Origin of the sequence: Bradyrhizobium rifense (genome assembly GCF_008123425.1) — a bacterium.
In the GTDB taxonomy this organism is placed as follows: Bacteria; Pseudomonadota; Alphaproteobacteria; order Rhizobiales; family Xanthobacteraceae; genus Bradyrhizobium; species Bradyrhizobium rifense.
This window is the reverse complement of sequence record NZ_VSSS01000088.1, coordinates 30,968-56,127: the sequence shown is the minus strand read 5'-3', so window position 1 is coordinate 56,127 and position 25,160 is coordinate 30,968. Positions and strand designations below refer to the sequence as shown.

The window sequence follows — 25,160 nt, the reverse complement described above, 5'->3', positions numbered from 1 at the left end:
ACAATCCCCGCCGAAGATCGAAACCCGGTCTTCGGCGGTTTCATTTCCGGACCCCGGCTGCAACCGTTGTTGAAGGCTGGGCGGGTTCCGGTTCCGCGATTTCGATGTCAGAGAATCCGGGTTGCAGTTCCTGTGGTATATGGTATGCCAGCCACAAGACTGAGGTGGGCCCCTAGGGGTCACCGCCCGCGGGTTCAGGGAGCGACCATATGAATATCCATGAATATCAGGCCAAAGCGCTGCTGAACGAGTTCGGCGTAGCGATCTCGAAGGGCGTTCCGGTCCTGAAGGCCGCTGACGCGGAAGCCGCCGCCAAGGCTCTCCCGGGCCCGGTCTGGGTGGTGAAGAGCCAGATCCATGCCGGCGGCCGCGGCAAGGGCAAGTTCAAGGAAGCCTCGGCTGGCGACAAGGGCGGCGTCCGTATCGCCAAGTCGGCCGCTGAGGTCTCCGAATTCGCCAAGCAGATGCTCGGCGCCACCCTCGTGACGATCCAGACCGGCGCCGCCGGCAAGCAGGTCAACCACCTCTACATCGAGGACGGCTCCGACATCGACAAGGAGTTCTACCTCTCGATCCTGGTCGACCGCGAGACCTCGCGCGTCTCGTTCGTGGTCTCGACCGAAGGCGGCGTCAACATCGAGGACGTCGCGCACAACAGTCCTGAGAAGATCGTGACCTTCTCGGTCGATCCCGCGACCGGCATCATGGGCCATCACGGCCGCACCGTCGCCAACGCGCTGAAGCTCTCCGGTGATCTCGCCAAGCAGGCCGAGAAGCTCACCGCGCAGCTCTACGCCGCCTTCGTCGCCAAGGACATGTCGATGCTGGAGATCAACCCGCTGGTCGTGACCAAGCAGGGCCAGCTCCGCGTGCTCGACGCCAAGGTGTCGTTCGACGACAACGCGCTGTTCCGTCATCCCGAAGTGCTCGCGCTGCGCGACGAGACCGAGGAAGACGCCAAGGAAATCGAGGCGTCCAAGTACGACCTCAACTACGTCACCCTCGACGGCAATATCGGCTGCATGGTCAACGGCGCCGGTCTCGCCATGGCGACGATGGACATCATCAAGCTCTACGGCATGGCGCCGGCGAACTTCCTCGACGTCGGCGGCAGCGCCAGCAAGGAGAAGGTCGCGGCCGCGTTCAAGATCATCACCGCGGATCCCAACGTGAAGGGCATCCTGGTCAACATCTTCGGTGGTATCATGAAGTGCGACGTGATCGCCGAGGGCGTCACCGCCGCCGTGCGCGAGGTCGGCCTCAGCGTGCCGCTGGTGGTTCGCCTCGAAGGCACCAATGTCGAGCTCGGCAAGAAGATCATCCGTGAATCCGGCCTGAACGTGGTGCCTGCCGACAATCTCGACGACGCCGCGCAGAAGATCGTGAAGGCCGTCCAGGGAGGCTAAGGCCATGGCCCAAGACCATCTCGCCGCATCAGCCCCACTTGCAGAGCATGCGCGTCTCGCCGCGTTCGCCGGCGAATGGAATGGCGAAGAGGTGGTCTTTCCGTCGCGCTGGACCGAAGGCGGGCAGGCGACCTCGCGCACCGTGGCGCGCATGGATCTCAATGGGTTCTATCTGATCCAGGACGCGATCCAGATGCGCGACGGCAAGCAGGCCTTCGCCACCCACGGCATCTTCACCTGGGACCGCGAGGACCGGACCTACAAATTGTTCTGGTACGATTCACTCGGCTACACGCCGCCCTCGCCCGCGTCCGGCGGGTGGGTCGGCAAGACCCTGACGCTGGTGCGCGGCTCGCTCCGCGGCAATGCGCGCCACGTCTATGAGATCATCGACGACAATTCCTACTCGTTGAAGATCCAGTTCTCGCCGGACGCGGAAGGCTGGGCTGACGTGCTCACCGGCGTCTACCGCCGCATCCACTGACCTCTCACTCGTTAGTTTCGCGAAAGCACACCTCATGTCCATCCTGATCGACAAGAACACCAAGGTCATCTGCCAGGGCTTCACCGGCAAGAACGGCACCTTCCACTCCGAAGCCGCGATTGCCTATGGCACCAAGATGGTCGGCGGCACGTCGCCCGGCAAAGGCGGCGCGACCCATCTGAACCTGCCGGTGTTCGACACCGTCCGCGAGGCGCGTGAGAAGACCGGCGCGGATGCATCGGTGATCTACGTGCCGCCGCCGGGCGCAGCCGACGCGATCTGCGAAGCCATCGACGCCGAGGTCCCGCTGATCGTCTGCATCACCGAGGGCATCCCGGTCATCGACATGGTGCGCGTGAAGCGCTCGCTCGCGGCCTCCAAGTCGCGTCTGATCGGGCCGAACTGCCCGGGCGTAATGACCGCCGGCGAGTGCAAGATCGGCATCATGCCGGCCAACATCTTCAAGACCGGCTCCGTCGGCATCGTCTCCCGCTCGGGCACGCTGACCTACGAAGCCGTGTTCCAGACCTCGCAGGAAGGCCTCGGCCAGACCACCGCGGTCGGCATCGGCGGCGACCCGGTCAAGGGCACCGAGTTCATCGACGTCCTCGAGATGCTGCTGGCCGACCCCAAGACCGAATCGATCATCATGATCGGCGAGATCGGCGGTTCCGCCGAGGAAGACGCCGCCCAATTCCTCAAGGACGAGGCCAAGCGCGGCCGCAAGAAGCCGATGGTCGGTTTCATCGCCGGCGTGACCGCACCTCCCGGCCGCCGCATGGGCCATGCCGGCGCGATCATTTCGGGCGGCAAGGGCGACGCCGGTTCCAAGACCGACGCGATGAAATCCGCAGGGATTACAGTGTCGCCGTCGCCCGCGCGCCTCGGCCATACGCTTGCCGAAAAATTGAAAGGCTAATTCACTCCTTCGTACTTTTCCGGGCGAAGTTTCGCAGCAAATAGGGTAAATGGTGCCTGTCGCGCTGAGCCTCTGCCGGGGAGCTCAGCGCCAGCGCCGTTTGTTATGCGCGAACCGAAATCGCCAGGAACTCAAGTATGTCTCGCCAGGACGCGAACGCAGCCTTTGCCCTCTCCTCCTTTTTGCAGGGCACCAACGCCACCTACATCGACGAAATCTACGCCCGCTACGAGAAGGATCCGTCCTCGGTCGACGCCGAGTGGCAGGAGTTCTTCAAGAGCCTCAACGACCAGCCCGCTGACGTCCGGAAGAACGCCGAGGGCCCGTCCTGGGAGCGCGCCAACTGGCCGCTGACGCCGAAGGACGACCTGACCTCCGCGCTCGACGGCAACTGGGCGGAAGTCGAAAAGGCGGTCGGCGCCAAGATCGCCGCCAAGGCGCAGGCCAAGGGCGCGGATGTCTCTTCCGCCGACGTGCTCCAGGCCACGCGCGACTCCGTCCGCGCGCTGATGCTGATCCGCTCCTACCGCATGCGCGGCCACTTCCACGCCAAGCTCGATCCGCTCGGCATCGAGGCCCCGCGCAACCGCGAAGAGCTCGATCCCCGCACCTACGGCTTCAGCGAGGCCGATTTCGACCGCAAGATATTCCTCGATCACGTGCTCGGCCTCGAATACGCAAGCCTGCGCGAGATCACCGCGATCTGCGAGCGCACCTACTGCCAGACGCTTGGCGTCGAGTTCATGCACATCAGCAACGCTGCGCAGAAGGCCTGGATCCAGGAGCGCATCGAAGGGCTGGACAAGGAGATATCGTTCACCCGCGAAGGTCGCCGCGCCATCCTGATGAAGCTGGTCGAAGCCGAAGGCTTCGAGAAGTTCTGCGACACCAAGTTCACCGGCACCAAGCGCTTCGGTCTCGACGGTGCTGAATCGCTGATCCCCGCGCTCGAGCAGATCATCAAGCGCGGCGGCAATCTCGGCGTGAAGGAAGTCGTGGTCGGCATGCCGCATCGCGGCCGCCTCAACGTGCTGACGCAGGTGATGGGCAAGGCCCATCGCGCCCTGTTCCATGAATTCAAGGGCGGCTCGGCCAACCCCGACGCGGTCGAAGGCTCGGGTGACGTCAAGTATCACCTCGGCGCGTCCTCGGACCGCGAGTTCGACGGCAACCGCATCCATCTGTCGCTGACCGCGAACCCCTCGCATCTCGAGATCGTCGATCCCGTCGTGCTTGGCAAGGTCCGCGCCAAGCAGGACCAGCATGGCGATCCGCCGGACCAGCGCATTTCGGTGATGCCGCTGCTGATGCATGGCGACGCCGCGTTCGCCGGCCAGGGCGTCGTCGCGGAATGTTTTGGTCTGTCCGACCTGAAGGGCTACCGCACCGGCGGCTCCGTGCACTTCATCGTCAACAACCAGATCGGCTTCACCACCTATCCGCGCTACTCGCGCTCCTCGCCCTATCCGTCGGATGTGGCGAAGATGATCGACGCGCCGATCTTCCACGTGAACGGTGACGATCCGGAAGCCGTGGTGTTCGCGGCCAAGGTCGCGACCGAATTCCGGCAGAAATTCCACAAGCCCGTCGTCATCGACATGTTCTGCTACCGCAGGCACGGCCATAACGAGGGCGACGAGCCGGCGTTCACCCAGCCGGTGATGTACAAGAAGATCGCGGCCCATCCGACAACGCTTGAGCTCTATGCCCGCCGCCTGATCAGCGAAGGCGTGATGACCGAGGGCGAGGTCGACAAGGCCAAGGCCGACTGGCGCGCGCGGCTCGATGCCGAGTTCGAGGCCGGCACCTCCTACAAGCCGAACAAGGCCGACTGGCTCGACGGCAAGTGGGCCGGCTTCAAGATCGCCGATCAGGAAGAGGATGCGCGGCGCGGTGTCACCGGCGTCGACGTCACCGAGCTGAAGGACATCGGCCGCAAGATCACCAAGGTGCCGGACGGTTTCCGCGTTCATCGCACCATCCAGCGTTTCCTCGAGAACCGCTCAAAGGCGATCGACACCGGTGCCGGCATCGACTGGGCGACCGGCGAGGCGCTGGCGTTCTGCACGCTGCTCAACGAGAACCATCACGTCCGCCTGTCAGGCCAGGACTCGGAGCGCGGCACCTTCTCGCAGCGCCACTCGGTCCTGATCGACCAGGAAGACGAGAGCCGCTACACGCCATATAACCATCTCGGCCACGAGCAGGGCCATTACGAGGTCATCAACTCGCTGCTGTCGGAAGAAGCCGTGCTCGGCTTCGAATACGGCTATTCGCTCGCCGAGCCGAACACGCTGACCCTGTGGGAAGCCCAGTTCGGCGACTTCGCCAACGGTGCGCAGGTCGTGTTCGACCAGTTCATCTCCTCTGGCGAACGCAAATGGCTGCGCATGTCCGGCCTCGTCTGCCTGCTGCCGCATGGCTATGAGGGTCAGGGACCGGAGCATTCCTCGGCGCGTCTGGAGCGTTATCTCCAGATGTGCGCGGAAGACAACATGCAGGTGGTCTATCCGACCACGCCGGCGAACTACTTCCACGTGCTGCGCCGCCAGCTGCATCGCGAGATCCGCAAGCCGCTGATCCTGATGACGCCGAAGTCGCTGCTGCGTCACAAGCGGGCCGTGTCGCGGCTCGAAGAGCTCGCAAAGGGAACGACCTTCCACCGCATCCTCTATGATGACGCCCAGATGCTGCCGAACGAGGCCATCAAGCTCGTTCCGGACGACAAGATCCGCCGCATCGTGCTCTGCACCGGCAAGGTCTATTACGACCTTTACGAGGAGCGCGAGAAGCGCGGCATCGACGACATCTATTTGATGCGCGTCGAGCAGCTCTATCCGGTGCCGCTGAAGGCGCTGGTGGCCGAGCTGTCGCGCTTCAAGAAGGCCGAAGTGATCTGGTGCCAGGAAGAGCCGCGCAACATGGGTGCGTGGCACTTCATCGAGCCCTATCTGGAATGGGTGATGAACCAGGTGAACGGCGTGAGCCGGCGTCCGCGTTATGTCGGCCGCGCCGCTTCCGCCGCGACCGCCACTGGTCTGATGTCCAAGCATCAGGCGCAGTTGAAGGCATTCCTGGACGAAGCACTGAGCTGAACTTTTTCGAACTGCGTCATGCCCCGCCCCCCAGTGCGCAATTGCGCACAAGGGCGGGGCATCCGGTAGATCGTGACGTCCTCGTGAATGCGATGCGTCCCGGTTTGCTGGATGGCCTGCTTTTCGCGGGCCGATGACACCCCCCGAATTCACGACCGCATTGGCGATCCCTTAAGGAAAAGACCATGACTGAAATTCGTGTGCCGACGCTCGGCGAATCCGTCACCGAGGCCACCATCGGCCGCTGGTTCAAGAAGGCCGGCGATGCCGTCGCCGTCGACGAGCCCTTGGTGGAGCTCGAGACCGACAAGGTCACCATCGAGGTCCCGGCGCCCTCCGCCGGTACGCTGAGCGAGATCATCGCTGCTGACGGTACGACTGTTGCGGTCGGCGCGCTGCTCGGCCAGATCACCGAAGGTGCCGCCGGCGCAAAGCCGGCTGCTGCGCCCGCCAAGCCTGCTGCTGCTCCGGCGGCCGCCGCTGTGGCTCCGGCTGCCGCTTCTGCCGCGCCGAAGGCGCCGCCGGCTGATGCCCCGCTCGCTCCGTCCGTGCGCAAGCTCTCCGCCGAGACCGGCGTCGATGCCTCCACCGTTCCGGGCTCGGGCAAGGACGGCCGCGTCACCAAGGGCGACATGCTCGCCGCGATCGAGCGTGCGGCCTCCGCGCCGACCCCGGTCAACCAGCCCGCCGCGGCCATGCAGGTCCGCAGCGCTTCGCCGGCCGATGACGCCGCCCGCGAAGAGCGCGTCAAGATGACCCGCCTGCGCCAGACCATCGCGCGCCGCCTCAAGGACGTGCAGAACACCGCGGCCATGCTCACGACCTTCAACGAGGTCGACATGACCAACGTCATGGCGCTGCGCGCGCACTACAAGGATGCGTTCGAGAAGAAGCACGGCTCGAAGCTCGGCTTCATGGGCTTCTTCACCAAGGCCGTCGTGCAGGGGCTGAAGGACATCCCGGCCGTCAACGCCGAGATCGACGGCACCGATTTGATCTACAAGAACTATTACCACATCGGCGTCGCCGTCGGCACCGACAAGGGCCTCGTCGTGCCCGTGGTGCGCGATTGCGACAACAAGTCGATCGCCGACATCGAGAAGGGCATCGCCGATTTCGGTCGCCGCGCCCGTGACGGCCAGCTCAAGATCGACGAGATGCAGGGCGGCACCTTCACCATCACCAATGGCGGCATCTACGGCTCGCTGATGTCGACCCCGATCCTGAACGCGCCGCAGTCCGGCATCCTCGGCATGCACAAGATCCAGGATCGCCCGATGGTCGTCGGCGGCAAGGTCGAGGTCCGCCCGATGATGTATCTGGCGCTGTCCTACGATCACCGCGTGATCGACGGCAAGGAAGCCGTGACCTTCCTGGTCCGCGTCAAGGAGAGCCTGGAAGATCCGGCGCGCCTGGTGCTGGACCTCTGATCCCTGATGCTCTGCAAGCGCCGTCGCCCTTTGGCGCGACGGCGTGTGTCGAACCTTGGAGGCGCGCGTGACCGATAAAGTCGTTGTCATCACCGGCGGCAGCCGCGGCATCGGGCGGGCGACCGCGCTTGCGGCGGCCGCGCGCGGCTACCGCGTCGTGGTCGGCTATGCCAGCAACAAGACGGCCGCCGACGAGGTGGTCGCCGAGATCGAGGCCGGCAACGGCAAGGCGATTGCCGTGAAATGCGATGTCGCCGAGGAAAGCGACATCATCGATTTGTTCAAGGAAGCCGATAAGTTCGGCACGCTTGCCGCACTCGTCAACAATGGCGGCATTGTCGGCAAGAGCGGCGTGCGCGTCGACGAGATGTCGGCCGAGCGCATCCAGCGCGTGATGGCGGTCAACGTCACCGGCTCCATCCTCTGCGCGCGCGAGGCGGTGAAGCGGATGTCGACCAAGCACGGCGGCAAGGGCGGCGTCATCGTCAATCTGTCATCGGTTGCTGCCAAGCTCGGCGCGCCCAACACTTACGTCGATTATGCCGCGTCTAAGGGCGCGATCGATTCCTTCACCATCGGCCTCGGCTACGAAGTCGCTGCCGAAGGCATTCGCGTCGCGGGCATTCGCCCCGGCCTGATCGACACGGACATCCACGCCTCCGGCGGCGAGCCCGATCGGCATCATCGTCTGGCCCACATGGTGCCGATGAAGCGCGTCGGCACCGCCGATGAAATCGCCAATGCCATCGTCTGGCTGATGTCGGACGATGCCTCCTACGTCACCTCAGCCATTCTCGATGTGTCCGGCGGACGCTGACACATCCTCACAACGCTAAACTTACGGGACTTCTCTCATGGCTACCTACGATCTCGTCGTCATCGGCACCGGACCTGGCGGTTATGTCTGCGCGGTGCGCGCAAGCCAGCTCGGCATGAAAGTCGCCGTGATCGAAAAGAACGCCACCCTCGGCGGCACCTGCCTCAATGTCGGCTGCATGCCGTCGAAGGCGCTGCTGCATGCCTCCGAGATGTTCGAGGAAGCCGGGCATTCCTTCGCCAAGATGGGCGTCAGCGTCTCCGCGCCGAAGCTCGAATTGCCGGCGATGATGAACTTCAAGCAGCAGGGCATCGACGGCAACGTCAAGGGCGTCGAGTTTCTGATGAAGAAGAACAAGGTCGACGTGCTCAAGGGCACCGGCAAGATTCTTGGCACCGGCAAGGTCGAAGTCTCCGCCGACGGCAAGTCGCAGGTGATCGAGACCAGGAATATCGTGATCGCCACCGGCTCGGACATCGCGCGCCTCAAGGGCATCGAGATCGACGAGAAGCGCATCGTGTCGTCGACCGGTGCGCTGTCGCTGGACAAGGTCCCCGGCAAGCTTCTGATCGTCGGCGCCGGCGTGATCGGCCTCGAGCTCGGCTCGGTGTGGAAGCGGCTCGGCGCCGAAGTCGTCGTTGTCGAGTTCCTGGATCGCATCCTGCCCGGCATGGACGGCGAAATTGCAAAACAATTCCAGCGCATCCTCGAGAAGCAGGGCTTTGCGTTCAAGCTCGGCGCCAAGGTCACCGCGGTCGACACGTCAGGCAAGACGCTGAAGGCGACCATCGAGCCCGCTGCCGGCGGCGCCGCCGAGACGTTAGAGGCCGACGTCGTGCTCGTCTGTATCGGCCGTGTGCCGTACACCGACGGGCTCGGCCTGAAGGAAGCCGGCGTTGCGCTCGATCCGCGCGGTCGCGTGCAGATCGATCCGCATTTCGCCACCAGCCTGAAGGGCGTCTATGCCATCGGCGACGTCGTCGCGGGTCCCATGCTCGCGCACAAGGCCGAGGATGAGGGCGTTGCGGTCGCTGAGATCATCGCAGGGCAAGCCGGCCATGTGAACTACGACGTTATCCCAGGCGTCGTGTATACCACCCCGGAAGTGTCCTCCGTCGGCAAGACCGAGGAAGAGCTGAAGCAGGCCGGCGTCGCTTATACCGTCGGGAAGTTTCCCTTTACCGCCAACGGCCGCTCCAAGGTCAATCAGACCACTGACGGCTTTGTGAAGATTCTCGCAGATGCGAAGACTGACCGCGTGCTCGGCGTGCACATTATCGGCATCGAGGCCGGCGAAATGATCCATGAAGCCTGCGTTCTCATGGAGTTCGGTGGCAGTGCGGAAGATCTCGCCCGCACCTGCCACGCGCATCCGACCCGCTCCGAGGCCATCAAGGAAGCCGCGCTTGCAGTCGGCAAGCGGGCCATCCATATGTAGGTCCGCGCCCAGAGCCGAATCGGGCGGGAAACACATGCTGCGCCGCCTTCTTCAACCGGTCTGGGTCCTGCTTGCGATCATCTTTTTGATCGAAGCCTGGCTGTGGGACCATTGCGAGCCGATCGTCGCGCGGGTTGTCGCACTGATCCCGCTCGCCCGGTTCAAGGAATGGCTGTCGGAGCGCGTCGACGCACTCTCCCCGGCGATGACGTTGATCGTCTTCGCCGTCCCGATCATCCCGCTGTTTCCGCTCAAGCTGGTCGGCCTGTGGCTGCTCACGCATGAATACTGGACCAGCGCGGTGTTTACGATCCTGTTCGCAAAGATGCTCGGCGTCGGCGTCACCGCCTTCGTGTTCGACGTCACGCGCGACAAGCTGCTTGAGATGCACTGGTTCGAGCGGCTCTACGAGCTGGTCTTGAGGATGCGCGCCAAGGCGACCGAACTGGTCGAACCGGTCAAGCGGCGCATCCGCGAGCTGATCAAGGGCAACGGCGAAGGCTGGTCCTCGCGCACGCTCCGTCTGATCCAGCGCTTTCGCAAGAGCGTGCACGAGGCGCGCTGATTATGCCTCCCCGTCACCCTGAGGTGCTCGCCTCTTCGGCGAGCCTCGAAGGGCGACGGCCCCGTTGCATCTCGGCCGCTCATCCTTCGAGGCCCCTCGTGCGCTGCTTCGCATCGCACGCCTCGCACCTCAGGATGACGGATTGAGATTAGCGCCCCTCACCCGTGCAGATGCAACAGATGCGGCGCCCATGCGCCGAGCACGGTCATGCCTAGGCCGGCGAGCGTCAAGAGGCCGGCGACCCAGGCGAGCGGCAGCATGCCGGTGATGATGGTGGCCGAGGCCAGCACGATGCCGATCTGGAAGGCGGCCGACGCCAGCTCGAAGTGATGATATTTCGCGGTCGCCTCGTCGCGCACGTGCTCGGCCTCCTTGGCCTTCTCGGCGAGCTGCTCGGTGCCTTCGCCGGTCTCGGGCTCGGAGCGGTAGCGCGCCGCGGTCTTCTGCCAGTCGTCGATCTGCTTCTGCACCGCGGCCTTCATGGCGTCATCGGTGGCGGCGCCCAGCGTCAGCTTGCCCTGGTCGGCGGCGGTCTGGACGACGGTGCGGCGGATGCTCTTGGCCTGGAAGAACGCCCAGAGATTGGAGGCCTCGACGTTCTTGCTGATCGACTCGGTCTGCGCGCCCTTGCCGAGTGTTTCCGAGATCGCCAGGAACAGCGCCAGCACCGCGATCAGAAGGGCGATCTTCTTGTTCTCGCCGGATGCGTGCTCGGCATGCTCCGCATGCTCCATGCTTTCGTGTGCGCTCATGAGTCCCCTCCTGTGTCGGTTCCCCACGATTGACCGAACCGCGGGCACCGCGCAAGAGGCATGCGGGTGATGACAGGCTGATGTCAGGAACTAGCGAGCAGTTCAGCGCCTCTCTCAGCGCCTTGGATGCGCGCTCGCATAGACCTCCAGCAATCGTTCAGAATCGATGCCGGTATAGATCTGCGTGGTCGAGAGCGAGGAATGGCCGAGCAATTCCTGAATGGCGCGCAGATCGCCGCCGCGCGAGAGCAGATGCGTGGCGAAGGAGTGCCTCAGCGCATGCGGCGTGGCGCTGTCGGGCAGCCCAAGCGCGCCGCGCAGACGCTCCATCGCGAGCTGAATGATCCGCGGGCTCAACGGACCGCCGCGCGCGCCGACGAAGATCGGTCCCTCCGGCCGCAGCGCATGCGGGCACATCCCGACATATTCGTCGATCAGCGCCAGCACATTCTGCAGCACCGGCACCATGCGCGTCTTGTTGCCTTTGCCGGTGACGACAAGCACGTCGCCTTCGCCGGCCTTCGGCACCTCGCGGCGCTTCAGGCCGAGCGCCTCGGAAATGCGCAGGCCCGATCCATAGAGCAACGCCATCACGGCGGCGTCGCGCGCCAGAATCCAGGTCTCGCGATCCTCGCCGGCGCGCTCGTCGGCGTCGGCCAGGCGTTTTGCCGATGCCATCGGCAGCGGCTTCGGCAAGGTTTTTGCGACCTTCGGCGCGCGGATCGCGGAGAGTGCGCCGACCTTGCCCTTGCCTTCGCGCTCCAGAAAACGGCCGAAGGAGCGCAGGCCCGCGAGTGCGCGCATCAGGGAGCGGCCGGCAATATCGTCGGCACGCCGCATCGCCATGAAGGCGCGGATGTCGGTGGCTTCCAGCGAGGCAAAACGGGTGAGCGTCACGCGTTCGCCCCAATGGCTGCACAGGAAATCCAGGCACTGCCGCAGGTCGCGCGCATAGGCCTCCAGCGTCTTCGGCGACAGCCGGCGCTCGGCGCCGAGATGCGACAGCCAGCGCGTCATCTCCTGCGCGATCGAGGGATCGGCGCTGGCGAGCTCGATTGGTGGGGCGGCCGCTTTGCTCATGCGCTCTGGACGTAATGATTCCGCACAGTATATCGCATCACACCCCTTTACTGTTCGCTAAGGCGGCCTCGGGCGGCTAGCCTCAAGGCCCCCAGGTTCCGATTCTCCACCCAAAGATCATTGATGGATCATTCGTCGCGCAGCCAAACCGCCCCCGCCAACGCGACCCGCATGGTCGACGTGCTGGTGCCGGTCGCGCTCGACCAGACCTATTCCTACAAGGTGCCGCGCGGCATGGAGCTGAAGGCCGGCGATCTCGTCGGCGTGCCGCTCGGGCCGCGCGAGGTGCTCGCCGTGGTCTGGGCGGAAAACGCCAATCCCGATCCGCGCCTGCACAACCGCCTCAAGGAGGTCAACGAGAAGCTCGATCTTCCGCCGCTGAAGGGTGAGCTGCGTTCCGTCGTCGACTGGGTCGCCAATTACACGCTGAGCCCGCGCGGCATGGTGCTGCGGATGTGCCTGCGGATGGGCGAGAATCTCGGGCCCGAGCGCGTGCGCGCCGGCGTGCGCCTGGTCGGCGATCCCCCGAAGCGGCTGACGCCGGCACGGCAGCGCGTGATGGAGGTGCTGTCGGACCGGCTGCTGCACGCCAAATCCGAGGCCGCCAAGGAAGCCGGCGTGTCGGCCGGCGTGATCGACGGTCTGGTCGACGAAGGCACGCTGACGGTCGAGCCGATGCCGCCGCCGCCACCGCCGCCGGCGCCCGATCCGGATTTCGGCCGGCCGGATTTTTCGCCGCTGCAGCGCGCCGGCGTGGATGCGATGCGCGCGCTCGCGGCCAACGGCACCTTCCACGTCGCGCTGCTCGACGGTGTCACCGGCTCGGGCAAGACCGAGGTCTATTTCGAGGCGATCGCGGAATCGATCCGGCGCGGCAAGCAGACGCTGATCCTGATGCCGGAGATCGCGCTCACCGGCCAGTTCCTCGATCGCTTCGCGCAACGTTTCGGCGTGCGGCCGATCGAGTGGCACTCCGAGCTGACGCCGCGCACCCGCGCGCGCAATTGGGCGGCGATTTCGGAAGGGACCGCGCCGGTCGTGGTCGGCGCGCGTTCGGCGCTGTTTCTGCCCTATGCCAATCTCGGCCTCATCGTGGTCGATGAAGAGCACGACCAGGCCTACAAGCAGGACGAGGGCGTGCATTACCATGCCCGCGACATGGCGGTGGTGCGCGCGCATATCGCAAAAATCCCGATCGTGCTGGCCTCCGCGACGCCGTCGGTCGAGTCCGAGGTCAATGCGCGCAAGAACCGCTATCAGCGCATCGCGCTGCCCTCGCGCTTCGGCGGCCAGCACATGCCGCATATCGAGGCGATCGACATGCGTCGCGAGCCGCCTGCGCGCGGCCGCTTCATTTCGCCGCGGCTGGCGGGCGAGATCAGAACCGCGATCGAAAAGCACGAGCAGGCGCTGCTGTTCCTCAACCGCCGCGGCTATGCGCCGCTGACGCTGTGTCGTGCCTGCGGCCATCGCTTTGCCTGCACGATCTGCGATGCCTGGCTGGTCGATCACCGCTTTCGCCAGCGCCTCGTTTGTCACCATTGCGGCTTCTCGATGCCACGCCCGCAGACCTGCCCGCATTGCGCGGCGGAGGAATCGCTTGTCGCGGTCGGCCCCGGCGTCGAGCGCCTGCAGGAGGAGGCGGCCGCGCTGTTTCCGAACGCGCGCACCATGGTGCTGTCGAGCGACCTCATCACCTCGATCGAGACGATGCGCAGCGAGCTTGCCGAGATCGCGGAGGGGCGCGTCGACATCATCATCGGCACGCAACTCGTCGCCAAGGGGCACAATTTCCCGCGGCTCAATCTGGTCGGCGTGGTCGACGCGGATCTCGGCCTTAGCAACGGCGATCCGCGTGCAGCGGAACGCACCTGGCAATTGCTCAACCAGGTGATCGGCCGCGCCGGGCGCGAGCAGGGCCGCGGCGTCGGCTATCTCCAGACCCATCAGCCCGATCATCCCGTGATGAAGGCGCTGATCGCCTGCGACCGCGAGGCCTTCTACGACAGCGAGATCGACTTACGCGAGCGCACGCTCTATCCGCCGTTCGGCCGGCTCGCGAGCCTGATCATCTCGGCGGGCGACCGTCCGAGCGCCGAAGGCCTGGGCCGCCGTCTCGTCGCACTCGCGCCGCGCGACGAGCGTGTGATGGTGCTGGGCCCGGCCGAAGCCCCGCTCGCCGTGATCAAGGGCCGCTACCGCTTCCGCATCCTGGTGAAATCGGCGCGCGGTTTTGATCTGTCGGATTATCTGCGGAACTGGCTCGCGGTGTGCCCGAAGCCGAAGGGGAATCAAAAGCTCGAGGTCGACGTCGACCCGCAGAGTTTTTTGTAGGCCCCCGCTCTATCCCCGTCATTGCGAGCGAAGCGAAGCAATCCAGAGTCCCACCGCGGTGGCAGTCTGGATTGCTTCGCTTCGCTCGCAATGACGGAGCAAATGAAATCCACCTGTAGCCCGGATGGAGCGAAGCGCAATCCGGGAAAGTCTGTCCGCAAGGTGAGAACCCCGGATTTCGCTGCGCTCCATCCGGGCTACGAATCGGCGCCAACAAAAAAGCCCGCCGTTCCCCAAGACGGCGGGCTTATTTCACGCTGCTCGCGTCCTTACGAGACGACTTCCGCGGTAACGCGGCCGACGCCGGCACCGGTGAGGCCGATGGCGCGGGCTGCACCCGTGGAGAGGTCGAGCACGCGGCCGCGCACGAACGGGCCACGGTCATTGATGGTGACGATGACACTCGAGCCGCCATGGGTGACGCGCAGCTTGGTGCCGAACGGCAGCGAACGGTGCGCCGCGGTCATGGCGTTCTGGTTGAAGCGCTGGCCCGAGGCGGTGCGGCTGCCGGACTCGTTGCCGTAATAGGAGGCCATGCCCGAGAAGCTGCGGCCGGTGCCCGACGACGGCGTCATCGACGCATTGGCGTTGCGCCAATCGGAGGTCGCGTTGGTGTCGTCCTGGGCCTGGTGGCCGTGATGATGGTGAGAGTACCGGTGGTGATGCCTGGATTTGGCGGAAGCTTCGGTGGCAGTTCCCCCAACGAGGAGAGTTGCGGCGACGAAAGCGAGCGCCGTACGCGGCCGGGTCACGGTGCCCAGCGTCTTCAAAGACAGCATTTAGTGGTCCCTACGCTAGTATTGCCACATATGTGGCCAGTGGAGCCCCCATGAGTTTGCGAGCGGGTTGGCGTTTCGATCCCTAATAAGGCGTGAATTGGGCAGTAAATCCTATCTGTGTCGTGATGAAACATCTTGTGACCAGAACCGATATTCAACTGATGTTCCGTAATATTTCGCCTTAACGATTTATTAACGCATCGATTACTTTCGAATACTGTAAAACGAAGTCATCACACCCTGCGTTTAGAATTGGGTAAGTATTCGACGGACGAGGCTGAGGCGGATTTGTTCACGCCTCAGCGATCCGTGTTCATGGCCGCTATGCGCTGAGGGCAGGAACGAATGGGCCGGCTGCCGCCGTAACTGGCAATTCCGTGGCGTGGCAGGTTCACCACAGCTTCCCGTCAGGGCAGCGATCTCTGATCACAGCGTGCGACGAACTGGCGAGAAACAGCTGAGCCTTTAAGTTGCCGTCATGTTGCACGTGCGCGCCTGCTATGTTAGCAAAGCCGCGATTTTAACGGACCCGGCACGTCCCGTGTCGGCCGAGAATCAAAGTCCCGCTTGAATTCCAAGGGCTTGGATCGCTAGGCGCCGCTTCGTGGCGACGGTTTTTCCCTTGCGAATTTGACAGCTAAAAGAGCGCGTCTGTGGCTGCAGAAGATACGTCCGTTTCAGGTGTGTCGGGCCGTTATGCAACGGCCTTGTTTGAACTGGCCCGCGACCAGAAGGTGGTCGACGAGGTCAAAGCCGATCTCGAGAGGTTCGAGGGGCTGCTGAACGAAAGCGCTGATCTCAAGCGCCTGGTCCGCAGCCCGGTTTTCGCGGCCGACGCCCAGTCCAGGGCCCTCTCGGCCGTGCTGGACAAGGCCGGTATCGCCGGCATCTCCGCCAATTTCCTGAAAGTGCTGACCGCCAATCGCCGCCTGTTTGTGGTGACTGACGTCATTCGCGCCTACCGCGCCCTGGTCGCCAAGTTCAAGGGCGAGGCGACCGCGGACGTCACGGTCGCGGAAGCGCTTTCGGACAAGAATCTCGACGCCCTCAAGGTTGCCCTGAAGTCGGTGACCGGCAAGGACGTCGCGCTCAACGTGAAGATCGATCCCTCGATCATCGGTGGCCTCGTCGTGAAGCTTGGCAGCCGGATGATCGATAGTTCGCTTCGCACCAAACTCAATTCGATTAAGCACGCGATGAAAGAGGCAGGCTGATGGACATCCGCGCCGCGGAAATTTCCGCGATCCTCAAGGACCAGATCAAGAATTTCGGCCAGGAAGCTGAAGTCTCCGAAGTCGGACAGGTGCTGTCCGTCGGCGACGGTATCGCCCGCGTCTATGGTCTGGACAACGTCCAGGCCGGTGAAATGGTCGAGTTCGAGAACGGCACCCGCGGCATGGCGCTGAACCTCGAAACCGACAACGTCGGCGTCGTTATTTTCGGTGCCGACCGTGAGATCAAGGAAGGCCAGACCGTCAAGCGCACCCGCGCCATCGTGGACGCGCCGGTCGGCAAGGGCCTGCTCGGCCGCGTTGTCGACGGTCTCGGCAACCCGATCGACGGCAAGGGCCCGATCCAGGCCGACAAGCGCATGCGCGTCGACGTCAAGGCGCCCGGCATCATTCCGCGCAAGTCGGTGAGCGAGCCGATGGCGACCGGCCTCAAGGCGATCGACGCCCTGATCCCGATCGGCCGCGGCCAGCGCGAGCTGATCATCGGCGACCGTCAGACCGGCAAGACCGCGATCGCGCTCGACACCATCCTGAACCAGAAGCCGCTCAACGCGCAGCCCGATGAGAACATCAAGCTGTATTGCGTCTACGTCGCGATCGGCCAGAAGCGTTCGACCGTTGCCCAGTTCGTCAAGGTGCTGGAAGAGCAGGGCGCGCTCGAATACTCGATCATCGTCGCCGCGACCGCGTCGGATCCGGCGCCGATGCAGTACATCGCGCCCTTCACCGGCTGCACCATGGGCGAGTACTTCCGCGACAACGGCATGCACGCCGTCATCATTTATGACGATCTGTCCAAGCAGGCCGTCGCCTACCGTCAGATGTCGCTGTTGCTGCGCCGCCCGCCGGGCCGCGAAGCTTATCCCGGCGACGTGTTCTATCTGCACTCCCGCCTGCTCGAGCGCGCGGCGAAGCTGAACAAGGACCAGGGCTCGGGCTCGCTGACGGCGCTGCCGATCATCGAAACCCAGGCCAACGACGTGTCGGCCTACATTCCGACCAACGTCATCTCGATCACCGATGGTCAGATCTTCCTGGAAACCGACCTGTTCTTCCAGGGCATCCGCCCCGCGGTGAACGTCGGTCTGTCGGTGTCGCGCGTCGGTTCTTCGGCACAGACCAAGGCGACGAAGAAGGTCGCCGGCAAGATCAAGGGCGAGCTCGCGCAGTACCGCGAAATGGCGGCGTTCGCGCAGTTCGGCTCCGACCTCGACGCCTCGACCCAGCGCCTGCTGAACCGCGGCTCGCGCCTGACCGAACTCCTGAAGCAGCCGCAATTCTCGCCGCTGAAGATGGAAGAGCAGGTCTGCGTGATCTGGGCCGGCACCAACGGCTATCTCGATCCGCTCCCGGTCAGCAAGGTGCGCGCGTTCGAGGACGGTCTGTTGTCGCTGCTGCGCGGCAAGAACGCCGAGATCCTCAATTCGATCCGCGACACCCGCGACCTCACCGACGACACCGCTGCCAAGCTGAAGTCGGTGGTCGAAGGTTTTGCGAAGAGCTTCGCGTAACTGGGACGCGGCCGGATTTTCCGGCCGTGACCGCTTCGCGAGAGGCAAACCAAAAACAAGCGTGCCCGGCGCCCGGCCGGGCATTGCGATAGGGACAGGCTAGCGGTCCGACGCATCAGTCGAACCGCCGGGGTGAACGAAGAATGGCGTCTCTTAAAGACATGCGCGTCCGCATCGCCTCCACCAAGGCGACGCAAAAGATCACCAAGGCCATGCAGATGGTCGCGGCCTCGAAGCTGCGCCGTGCGCAGACCGCAGCGGAAGCTGCACGCCCCTATGCCGACAAGATGAGCGCGGTGATCTCCAACATCGCCAGCGCGGCTGCGGGTTCGCCCGGCGCGCCGACGCTGCTGGCCGGCACCGGCCGTGACCAGGTTCACCTGCTGCTGGTCTGCACCGGCGAGCGCGGCCTGTCCGGCGCCTTCAACTCGTCGATCGTGCGTCTCGCCCGCGAGCGCGCCCAGGCGCTGATGGCGCAGGGCAAGGAAGTGAAATTCTTCTGCGTCGGCCGCAAGGGCTACGAGCAGCTCCGCCGTCTGTTCGACAAGCAGATCGTCGAGCATCTCGATTTGCGCGGTGTTCGCCAGCTCGGCTTCGTCAACGCCGAGGATATCGCCAAGAAGATTCTGGCGCGCTTCGACAACGGCGAGTTCGACGTCTGCACGCTGTTCTATTCGCGCTTCCGCTCGGTGATCGCGCAGATCCCGACCGCCCAGCAGATCATTCCGCTGGTCGTCGAGGCGGGGGCAGCCGCCAACACGACGTCTTACGAATACGAGCCGGAAGAGGACGAGATTCTCACCCGTCTTCTGCCGCGCAACCTCGCGGTCCAGATCTTCCGCGCGCTGCTCGAGAACAACGCCTCGTTCTACGGCGCGCAGATGAGCGCGATGGACAATGCGACACGCAACGCCGGTGAGATGATCCGCAAGCAGACGCTGGTCTACAACCGCACCCGTCAGGCGCAGATCACCAAGGAACTGATCGAAATCATCTCGGGCGCCGAAGCCGTCTAGCAAAGACGCATCGGTACCCGTCAACGCAACATCCCGGTCAGCTGACCGTGGTCTACAGGTTCGGATCGAAGGAGACATTCAATGGCAGCCCAGTCCGGTCGCGTCACCCAGGTCATCGGCGCCGTCGTCGACGTGCAGTTCGAAGGCCACCTCCCGGCCATTCTCAACGCGCTCGAGACCAAGAATGGCGGCAACCGCCTGGTGCTCGAAGTCGCCCAGCATCTCGGTGAGTCGACCGTCCGCACCATCTCGATGGACACCACCGAAGGTCTGGTCCGCGGCCAGGAAGTCAGCGACACCGGTTCGCCGATCCGCGTTCCCGTCGGTGAAGGCACGCTCGGCCGCATCATCAACGTCATCGGCGAGCCGATCGACGAAGCCGGTCCGGTCAAGACCGAAGGCCTGCGCGCGATCCACCAGGAAGCGCCGGCCTACACCGACCAGTCGACCGAAGCTGAAATTCTCGTCACCGGCATCAAGGTCGTCGACCTCCTCGCGCCCTACGCCAAGGGCGGCAAGATCGGCCTGTTCGGCGGCGCCGGCGTCGGCAAGACCGTGCTGATTCAGGAGCTGATCAACAACGTCGCGAAGGCGCACGGTGGTTACTCCGTGTTCGCCGGCGTCGGCGAGCGTACCCGCGAGGGCAACGACCTCTATCACGAGTTCATCGAGTCCAAGGTCAACGCCGATCCGCACAATCCGGATCCGAGCGTGAAGTCGAAGTGCGCGCTGGTGTTCGGCCAGATGAACGAGCCCCCGGGCGCCCGCGCCCGCGTCGCGCTCACCGGTCTGACCATCGCGGAAGACTTCCGCGACAAGGGCCAGGACGTGCTGTTCTTCGTCGACAACATCTTCCGCTTCACCCAGGCCGGCTCGGAAGTGTCGGCGCTCTTGGGTCGTATCCCTTCGGCGGTGGGTTATCAGCCGACGCTCGCGACCGACATGGGCGCGCTGCAGGAGCGCATCACCACCACGCAGAAGGGCTCGATCACCTCGGTGCAGGCCATCTACGTTCCGGCCGACGACTTGACCGACCCGGCGCCCGCGACCTCGTTCGCGCATCTTGACGCGACCACCACGCTGTCGCGCTCGATCGCTGAAAAGGGCATCTACCCGGCGGTGGATCCGCTCGACTCGACCTCGCGCATGCTCTCCCCGCTGGTCGTCGGCGAGGAGCACTACGCGGTCGCTCGTCAGGTCCAGCAGGTGCTGCAGCGCTACAAGGCGCTCCAGGACATCATCGCCATTCTCGGCATGGACGAGCTTTCGGAAGAGGACAAGCTGGCGGTGGCCCGCGCCCGCAAGATCGAGCGCTTCATGTCGCAGCCGTTCCACGTCGCCGAAATCTTCACGGGCTCGCCGGGCAAGTTCGTCGACCTCGCCGACACCATCAAGGGCTTCAAGGGCCTGGTGGAAGGCAAGTATGACCACCTGCCGGAAGCCGCCTTCTACATGGTCGGCACCATCGAAGAGGCGGTCGAGAAGGGCAAGAAGCTGGCGGCGGAAGCAGCCTAAGCTCACGACTAGCGAATAGGGAGTGGCGAAAAGCTGCTCCCTCTTTTGCCACTCACCACTCGCAGGTTTCTTATGGCCACCTTCCACTTCGATCTCGTCTCTCCGGAAAAGCTCGCGTTCTCGGGCGAAGTCGACCAGGTCGACATTCCCGGCGTCGAGGGTGATTTCGGCGTGCTGGCCGGTCATGCGCCCGTCGTGGCTGCGATCCGCCCCGGCATCCTCACCGTCACCACCGGCGGCAAGCACGAGAAGATCATCGTGCTCGGCGGCCTTGCCGAAGTTTCGGAGAAGGGCCTGACCGTGCTCGCCGACGTCGCGACGTCGCTGGCCGAGCTCGACCGCGCCCAGTTCGCCGAGACCATCTCGGAGATGGAAGAGGGGCTGAAGGAGCACGAAGGCAGCGAGCTCGATCAGGCCATCGAGCGGCTCGATCACTACAAGAGCATCCAGCAGCAGCTCAGCTCGACGGCTATGCATTAAGCCCCGGGGCGCGGCTTCGGGGCTCACAAGAAATTCTGGAATAAAATCAGCGCTCGTCACGGAAGTGGCGGGCGCTGAAACTTTGTTGCACCGCGCCGCCGATAGCGGCATTCTGCGCTCGCGGATTTTGTTCCAGGGCCTTTGCAGATGAAACGCAAGATCGCAGCGATCTTTGCAGCCGATATTGCCGGTTACTCAAGACTGGTCGCGGAAGACGAGGAAGAGACGCTGCGGCGTCTGGCTTCCTACCGCGAAGTCATCGACGATTTCATTGCAAAAGCGAACGGCCGGATCTTCAACACCGCCGGCGATGCCGTGCTCGCGGAATTCCCCAGCGCGGTCGATGCGGTGCGCTGCGCGATCGACATCCAGGAGTCCTTGCGAACCCGCAATATGGCCTATCCGCCGAGCCGGCAGATGTCGTTCCGCATCGGCATCACCATCGGTGACGTGGTCGAGCGCAACGGCGATCTTCTCGGCGACGGCGTCAACATCGCAGCCCGGCTCGAAGGGCTGGCCGAAGTCGGCGGCATTTGCGTCTCGCGTGCCGTGCACGAGCAGGTCGCCAACAAGCTGTCGGTGCAGTTCGCCGACATCGGCGCGCAGGAGGTGAAGAACATCCCGACGCCGGTGCACGCCTATATGGTGGCGATGCGGCGCGAGGACGGCACCTATTCCACGCCGCAGCTGAAGAAGGTCGCGAAGGCTGCGCCCGCGCCGAACTGGATGTGGCCGCTGGTGGTCGGCGTGGTCTGCGTCGTCGCCATCGGTGTTGGCGGCTTCCTCTATTTCACCAAGCTTGAGACCACCCAGATGTCATCGACTGCGGCTGCGCCGGGCCCGATCGCAGCCCCATCGCCGAGCCCAACACCCACGATAGCCTCAAAGGCGCCGATGCCCTCGCCCATGCCGACGTCGACGCCGACACAAACGGCCGCCGTGACGCCGACGCCAATGCCGTCGCCACCGGCCGCCTCAGGCGGCAATTTCCCCGCGGATATGGTGCCCTTCATCAGCGAGCGCCTGCGCACCTATCTCAGCAACGAATATGCCGCAGCCGGCGATTACAAGGCCTTCGCCCTCAACATCGCCGGCTTCACCGGTTCCGCACTCAATCAGCAGAATGAGGAAGCCGCGCGCAATGCCGCGCTCGATCAGTGCCAGAAGCGCGCCGACGCCGCGCAATCGCCTCGGCGCTGCGAGCTCTATGCGGTCGGCAACAATGTCGTCTACGCGCACGGCAAGCCGCCGATGCCGCCACAGCCCTGGGTTCGGCACGACACCGTGACCGAGCGAGCGTTCGCGTCGAAGGACTTTCCGATGCTGCGCGACCAGGCCAAAGTCCGTCTCGAGAACATGTTCGTGCCGGCCGCGAAGTCCCGGTCGGTCGCGCTCGGTCCGGGCGGTCAGTATTTCACGGTTTTGGGCGCATCAACCGTGGACGAGTCGGCGCGGCGTTCGCTGGAATCCTGCGGCGCGTTCGCCGGCGTGGCCTGCATGATCGTCGCGGTCGACGACGTCTTCGTCGTGCCGATCCCGACCCTGCTCAGGATCACCGGCTTCTTCCACGCCGCGACCAATTCCTCGATCGTGGCCGATGCGCGCGACGACGTCGTGCGCAAGCTCGGCGACGGCATGGGCTGGAACGCAGTCGCCGTCGGCTCCTTGGGCCGTCCCGGCCTCGGCCTGAAGGCCGCCGACGAGCAGACCGCCGTCAACGGCGCGCTGGCCGACTGTGTCAAGCACGACAGCGACTGCCACGTGATCGCGATCGGCCCGTTTACGGTCGGGCCGACGAACTAGCGCGATCGTTGCGTGCTTTCGCTGATTTCGCCTGACGTCTCAGCGGCTTCGTAGAGACCGCCGTGCATCGCGCCGAAAACGGCCGGCTACTGTGCATGGGGTTGTTTTCGCGTTTTCAGTTTGCGAAGGCCGCAAACTGTTCCGCCACGGCGCGATAGACCTCGCGGCGGAACGGCACCACGATGTCGGCGACGCGGTCGAGCCGCTCCCAGCGCCATGCATCGAACTCCGCGGGCTGGCCGTTGCGCGGCGTCAGCGGGTCGATCTCGTCGTCCTTGCCGGTGAAGCGCAGCGCGAACCATTTCTGGCGCTGGCCGCGAAATTTCGCCAGCCGATGCGTCTGCGGTCCATCATAGGGCGGGAATTCGTAAGTCAGCCAGTCGGTCTCGCCGAGATAGTCGGCGCTGACGACGCTGGTCTCCTCCCAGAGCTCGCGCATGGCGGCATCGCGCAAGACCTCGCCCTCGTCGACGCCGCCCTGCGGCATCTGCCAGTCGAGCCCGGGCAAAATGATCTCGGGGCCGTCGCCCTTGAAGCGGTGGCCGATCAGCACACGGCCGTCGGCATTGAACAGCGCGATGCCGACATTGGGACGGTAGGGTTTTTCGTTCGTCACGCGTGGCTCTCTCGTTGTCAGCCGAGCCGTGCCTTAGCATCAAAGCCGGGACGACAATTTGATTTAGTCATCGGCCAGCGCGGAAAATTCCTTCACCACGCGCTCGTAGACCGGGCGCTTGAACGGGATGATCAGCTCGGTCAGGTTCTTCATCGGCTCCCAGCGCCAGCTGACGAATTCGGCCTTGTGGCCGCCGCCACCGGGCTTCTCGACATTGATCTCGCTGTCCTTGCCGGTGAAGCGGACCGCGAACCATTTCTGGCGCTGGCCGCGGTAGCGGCCCTTCCAGGCGCGGCCCGCCACCGTGCGCGGGATGTCGTAGATCAGCCAGTCTGGAACCTCGCCGAGCCGCTCGATCGAGCGCACGCTGGTCTCTTCATAGAGCTCGCGTTTGGCGGCGTGCCAATTGTCCTCGCCGGGATCGACCCCGCCCTGCGGCATCTGCCAGACATGGCTGTCGTCGACATGCTCGATACCGCCGGCACGACGACCGATGAACACCAGGCCCTTCGTGTTGATCAGCATCACCCCGACGCAGGTTCGGTAGGGCAGATCCTCATAACGCGCCATTCCGCCAAACCCCTCGCGTACTGCCGGCAGGGCTGTCGGGCCCATGCCGTACCAATTCTTTGATTTAGCTGGATTTTGATTTCAGCATCGCGGTTGTCAATGGCACCAAAAGGATACCCCGGTCGCTCAATGTCTTGATCCAGGCGCCGACCCGCTCGATCGAGACGGGCAGGGCCGAGGCGGTGCCGACGGCAACGCCGCGTTCCCTCGCCACCGATTCCAGCTTGTTCAGGGCGCGGTCGATCTCGGTCGGGGTCGGCACCGCGTCGAGCGCGATGTCGCCCTTGCCGAACGGCACGGCGAAGCTCCCTGCGGCCTGCGGCGCGATGCTGCGGGGCGAGGAACCGTCGTCGAAGAAGCCGAGCCCGCGCTTGGAGGCCTCGCGAATGATCGGCTGCATCGCCGGCTCGGTCGCCACGAAGCGGGCGCCCATGAAATTGGTGATGCCGGCATAGCCCTGCATCCGGCTGAGGTGCCAGTACAGGCGGTCGGTGTTCTGGTCGGTGGTCAGCGAGGTCAAGAGCGTCTGCGGCCCCGGATCGTTGTCCGGGAAGTCGTAGGGCTCCATCGGGATCTGGAGGAAGATCTCGTGGCGCTGGGCGCGGGCGCGCTCGGCGAGCTTGCCGGGGTCGGCGCCATAGGGCGTGAAGGCCAGCGTCACCGCGCCCGGCAGCTTCATGATCGCATCAGTGGTCTTGGCGGCGCCGACGCCGAGGCCGCCGATCACGATCGCGACGACCGGCATTTTCGCCGCCTTGGCACGGTCGGCCTCGGCTGCGTAGACGTTGAAAGGCTTGAGATCGCCTGAGACCGTGGGGATCATGCCGTAGCGGGATTTCTCCAGCAGCTTTGGATCGATCCCGGCCATGACGGCCGGTGCAGAGGAAGCCGCCTCGCTTTTGTCGGCGGCGTCGCCAGCGCCGATCACCACGTCGTGGCGCGCGCCGGTCGAGCCGTCGATCATGGTGACGGTCTTCTGCTCGCCGGAGGTAGCCTCTTTCGGCGCCTCCTTGGTTGCTTGCTTGGTCTCCTGACCATGGCCGGCCGCAGTCGCCTCGGCCGCGGGCTTCTCGTCAGTGCCCTTGGAATCGCGGATCGCCATCCGCGTCATCGGCTCGCCGCCGAACGGGTCCTTGTTGAAGATGGCGAAGCCGGCAAAGGCGACCAGGAACAGGCCGAGCATCACGGCCAGCGCCTGCATGGCGGTAAACGGCAGCCGCAGCCGCCGTTTCCGGCGCGGCTTGTCCTGTCCGAGCGGGGCGCTCAGATCATCGGCCGTTTCAGTCATGCCAGATCCCGAATCACTCCACCGAAGATA

The 25,160-nt window shown here is 64.6% G+C and carries 21 protein-coding genes; 15 read left to right on the top strand and 6 right to left on the bottom strand.

Features of this window, described 5'->3' with window-relative positions; all coding sequences use genetic code 11:
* Positions 1-209: 209 nt before the first annotated feature.
* The 8 genes from sucC to FXB40_RS43850 all read left to right on the top strand — a co-directional run bounded on the left by sucC (position 210) and on the right by FXB40_RS43850 (position 10,154).
* A complete protein-coding gene (sucC, locus tag FXB40_RS43885) occupies positions 210-1,406 on the top strand; it encodes an ADP-forming succinate--CoA ligase subunit beta (protein WP_148778455.1) in 1,197 nt (398 codons plus the stop codon).
* Positions 1,407-1,410: 4 nt separating this feature from the next.
* Positions 1,411-1,890, top strand: a complete 480-nt coding sequence (locus tag FXB40_RS43880; RefSeq protein ID WP_148778454.1) for a DUF1579 family protein — start codon at positions 1,411-1,413, stop codon at positions 1,888-1,890.
* A 34-nt stretch (positions 1,891-1,924) separates the two neighbouring features.
* On the top strand, positions 1,925-2,809 hold the full coding sequence (gene sucD / locus FXB40_RS43875) for a succinate--CoA ligase subunit alpha (protein ID WP_148778453.1): 885 nt from the start codon (positions 1,925-1,927) through the stop codon (positions 2,807-2,809).
* Positions 2,810-2,946: 137 nt separating this feature from the next.
* A complete protein-coding gene (locus FXB40_RS43870; protein ID WP_148778452.1) occupies positions 2,947-5,904 on the top strand; it encodes a 2-oxoglutarate dehydrogenase E1 component in 2,958 nt (985 codons plus the stop codon).
* A gap of 185 nt (positions 5,905-6,089) precedes the next feature.
* Positions 6,090-7,334 carry a 2-oxoglutarate dehydrogenase complex dihydrolipoyllysine-residue succinyltransferase gene (gene odhB, locus FXB40_RS43865; protein WP_148778451.1) on the top strand — a complete coding sequence of 415 codons (1,245 nt, stop codon included), beginning with the start codon at positions 6,090-6,092 and terminating at the stop codon, positions 7,332-7,334.
* Between the two features lie 67 nt (positions 7,335-7,401).
* Positions 7,402-8,151, top strand: a complete 750-nt coding sequence (locus FXB40_RS43860) for an SDR family oxidoreductase (protein ID WP_187437543.1) — start codon at positions 7,402-7,404, stop codon at positions 8,149-8,151.
* 37 nt (positions 8,152-8,188) lie between these two features.
* Positions 8,189-9,589 carry a dihydrolipoyl dehydrogenase gene (gene lpdA / locus FXB40_RS43855; protein ID WP_148778450.1) on the top strand — a complete coding sequence of 467 codons (1,401 nt, stop codon included), beginning with the start codon at positions 8,189-8,191 and terminating at the stop codon, positions 9,587-9,589.
* A 34-nt stretch (positions 9,590-9,623) separates the two neighbouring features.
* Positions 9,624-10,154: a hypothetical protein gene (locus FXB40_RS43850; protein WP_148778449.1), complete on the top strand. Its 531-nt coding sequence runs from the start codon at positions 9,624-9,626 to the stop codon at positions 10,152-10,154.
* 158 nt (positions 10,155-10,312) lie between these two features.
* Here FXB40_RS43850 and FXB40_RS43845 read toward each other — a convergent pair whose 3' ends face one another.
* Together FXB40_RS43845 and FXB40_RS43840 are read right to left on the bottom strand one after the other, a co-directional pair.
* Positions 10,313-10,906 (bottom strand): DUF4337 domain-containing protein, encoded by a 594-nt coding sequence (locus FXB40_RS43845; protein WP_148778448.1) that lies wholly within the window; start codon positions 10,904-10,906, stop codon positions 10,313-10,315.
* Positions 10,907-11,020: 114 nt separating this feature from the next.
* Positions 11,021-11,986, bottom strand: coding sequence for a tyrosine recombinase XerC (locus tag FXB40_RS43840; RefSeq protein WP_148778447.1), 966 nt, complete (start codon positions 11,984-11,986; stop codon positions 11,021-11,023).
* Positions 11,987-12,109: 123 nt separating this feature from the next.
* Between FXB40_RS43840 and FXB40_RS43835 the strand changes: the two genes are divergently transcribed.
* On the top strand, positions 12,110-14,320 hold the full coding sequence (locus FXB40_RS43835; RefSeq protein WP_148778446.1) for a primosomal protein N': 2,211 nt from the start codon (positions 12,110-12,112) through the stop codon (positions 14,318-14,320).
* Positions 14,321-14,589: 269 nt separating this feature from the next.
* On the opposite strand, the gene FXB40_RS43830 is transcribed toward FXB40_RS43835, so the two are convergent.
* On the bottom strand, positions 14,590-15,099 hold the full coding sequence (locus tag FXB40_RS43830; protein WP_148778445.1) for a septal ring lytic transglycosylase RlpA family protein: 510 nt from the start codon (positions 15,097-15,099) through the stop codon (positions 14,590-14,592).
* Between the two features lie 653 nt (positions 15,100-15,752).
* Between FXB40_RS43830 and FXB40_RS43825 the strand changes: the two genes are divergently transcribed.
* From FXB40_RS43825 to FXB40_RS43800, 6 genes are all read left to right on the top strand, one after another.
* Positions 15,753-16,313, top strand: a complete 561-nt coding sequence (locus FXB40_RS43825; protein WP_148778444.1) for a F0F1 ATP synthase subunit delta — start codon at positions 15,753-15,755, stop codon at positions 16,311-16,313.
* The gene (gene atpA / locus FXB40_RS43820; protein ID WP_148778443.1) at positions 16,313-17,842 is read left to right on the top strand and encodes a F0F1 ATP synthase subunit alpha; all 1,530 of its coding nucleotides are present in this window, start codon (positions 16,313-16,315) and stop codon (positions 17,840-17,842) included. The genes FXB40_RS43825 and atpA overlap by 1 nt, the downstream gene beginning before the upstream one ends.
* Before the next feature lie 143 nt (positions 17,843-17,985).
* Positions 17,986-18,858, top strand: a complete 873-nt coding sequence (locus FXB40_RS43815) for a F0F1 ATP synthase subunit gamma (RefSeq protein WP_148778442.1) — start codon at positions 17,986-17,988, stop codon at positions 18,856-18,858.
* Between the two features lie 81 nt (positions 18,859-18,939).
* Positions 18,940-20,373 carry a F0F1 ATP synthase subunit beta gene (gene atpD / locus FXB40_RS43810; RefSeq protein WP_148778441.1) on the top strand — a complete coding sequence of 478 codons (1,434 nt, stop codon included), beginning with the start codon at positions 18,940-18,942 and terminating at the stop codon, positions 20,371-20,373.
* 72 nt (positions 20,374-20,445) lie between these two features.
* Positions 20,446-20,853 carry a F0F1 ATP synthase subunit epsilon gene (locus FXB40_RS43805; protein ID WP_148778440.1) on the top strand — a complete coding sequence of 136 codons (408 nt, stop codon included), beginning with the start codon at positions 20,446-20,448 and terminating at the stop codon, positions 20,851-20,853.
* Positions 20,854-21,000: 147 nt separating this feature from the next.
* The gene (locus tag FXB40_RS43800; RefSeq protein WP_148778439.1) at positions 21,001-22,656 is read left to right on the top strand and encodes an adenylate/guanylate cyclase domain-containing protein; all 1,656 of its coding nucleotides are present in this window, start codon (positions 21,001-21,003) and stop codon (positions 22,654-22,656) included.
* Positions 22,657-22,771: 115 nt separating this feature from the next.
* Here FXB40_RS43800 and FXB40_RS43795 read toward each other — a convergent pair whose 3' ends face one another.
* The 3 genes from FXB40_RS43795 to FXB40_RS43785 form a co-directional block, all read right to left on the bottom strand.
* Positions 22,772-23,272, bottom strand: coding sequence for an RNA pyrophosphohydrolase (locus FXB40_RS43795; protein WP_148778438.1), 501 nt, complete (start codon positions 23,270-23,272; stop codon positions 22,772-22,774).
* Between the two features lie 63 nt (positions 23,273-23,335).
* Positions 23,336-23,842 (bottom strand): RNA pyrophosphohydrolase, encoded by a 507-nt coding sequence (locus tag FXB40_RS43790; RefSeq protein ID WP_148778496.1) that lies wholly within the window; start codon positions 23,840-23,842, stop codon positions 23,336-23,338.
* Between the two features lie 64 nt (positions 23,843-23,906).
* A complete protein-coding gene (locus FXB40_RS43785) occupies positions 23,907-25,130 on the bottom strand; it encodes a divergent polysaccharide deacetylase family protein (RefSeq protein ID WP_148778437.1) in 1,224 nt (407 codons plus the stop codon).
* Between the last annotated feature and the right edge of the window lie 30 nt (positions 25,131-25,160).

Bases quoted from the DNA above. Each gene is read 5' to 3' on its own strand.
- FXB40_RS43830 (WP_148778445.1), bottom strand. From the start codon at position 15,099: ATGCTGTCTTTGAAGACGCTGGGCACCGTGACCCGGCCGCGTACGGCG.
- FXB40_RS43880 (WP_148778454.1), top strand. From the start codon at position 1,411: ATGGCCCAAGACCATCTCGCCGCATCAGCCCCACTTGCAGAGCATGCG.
- FXB40_RS43870 (WP_148778452.1), top strand. From the start codon at position 2,947: ATGTCTCGCCAGGACGCGAACGCAGCCTTTGCCCTCTCCTCCTTTTTG.
- FXB40_RS43785 (WP_148778437.1), bottom strand. From the start codon at position 25,130: ATGACTGAAACGGCCGATGATCTGAGCGCCCCGCTCGGACAGGACAAG.
- FXB40_RS43800 (WP_148778439.1), top strand. From the start codon at position 21,001: ATGAAACGCAAGATCGCAGCGATCTTTGCAGCCGATATTGCCGGTTAC.
- sucC (WP_148778455.1), top strand. From the start codon at position 210: ATGAATATCCATGAATATCAGGCCAAAGCGCTGCTGAACGAGTTCGGC.
- FXB40_RS43845 (WP_148778448.1), bottom strand. From the start codon at position 10,906: ATGAGCGCACACGAAAGCATGGAGCATGCGGAGCATGCCGAGCACGCA.
- lpdA (WP_148778450.1), top strand. From the start codon at position 8,189: ATGGCTACCTACGATCTCGTCGTCATCGGCACCGGACCTGGCGGTTAT.
- atpD (WP_148778441.1), top strand. From the start codon at position 18,940: ATGGCAGCCCAGTCCGGTCGCGTCACCCAGGTCATCGGCGCCGTCGTC.
- FXB40_RS43805 (WP_148778440.1), top strand. From the start codon at position 20,446: ATGGCCACCTTCCACTTCGATCTCGTCTCTCCGGAAAAGCTCGCGTTC.
- FXB40_RS43850 (WP_148778449.1), top strand. From the start codon at position 9,624: ATGCTGCGCCGCCTTCTTCAACCGGTCTGGGTCCTGCTTGCGATCATC.
- FXB40_RS43815 (WP_148778442.1), top strand. From the start codon at position 17,986: ATGGCGTCTCTTAAAGACATGCGCGTCCGCATCGCCTCCACCAAGGCG.
- sucD (WP_148778453.1), top strand. From the start codon at position 1,925: ATGTCCATCCTGATCGACAAGAACACCAAGGTCATCTGCCAGGGCTTC.
- FXB40_RS43835 (WP_148778446.1), top strand. From the start codon at position 12,110: ATGGATCATTCGTCGCGCAGCCAAACCGCCCCCGCCAACGCGACCCGC.
- FXB40_RS43790 (WP_148778496.1), bottom strand. From the start codon at position 23,842: ATGGCGCGTTATGAGGATCTGCCCTACCGAACCTGCGTCGGGGTGATG.
- FXB40_RS43840 (WP_148778447.1), bottom strand. From the start codon at position 11,986: ATGAGCAAAGCGGCCGCCCCACCAATCGAGCTCGCCAGCGCCGATCCC.
- odhB (WP_148778451.1), top strand. From the start codon at position 6,090: ATGACTGAAATTCGTGTGCCGACGCTCGGCGAATCCGTCACCGAGGCC.
- atpA (WP_148778443.1), top strand. From the start codon at position 16,313: ATGGACATCCGCGCCGCGGAAATTTCCGCGATCCTCAAGGACCAGATC.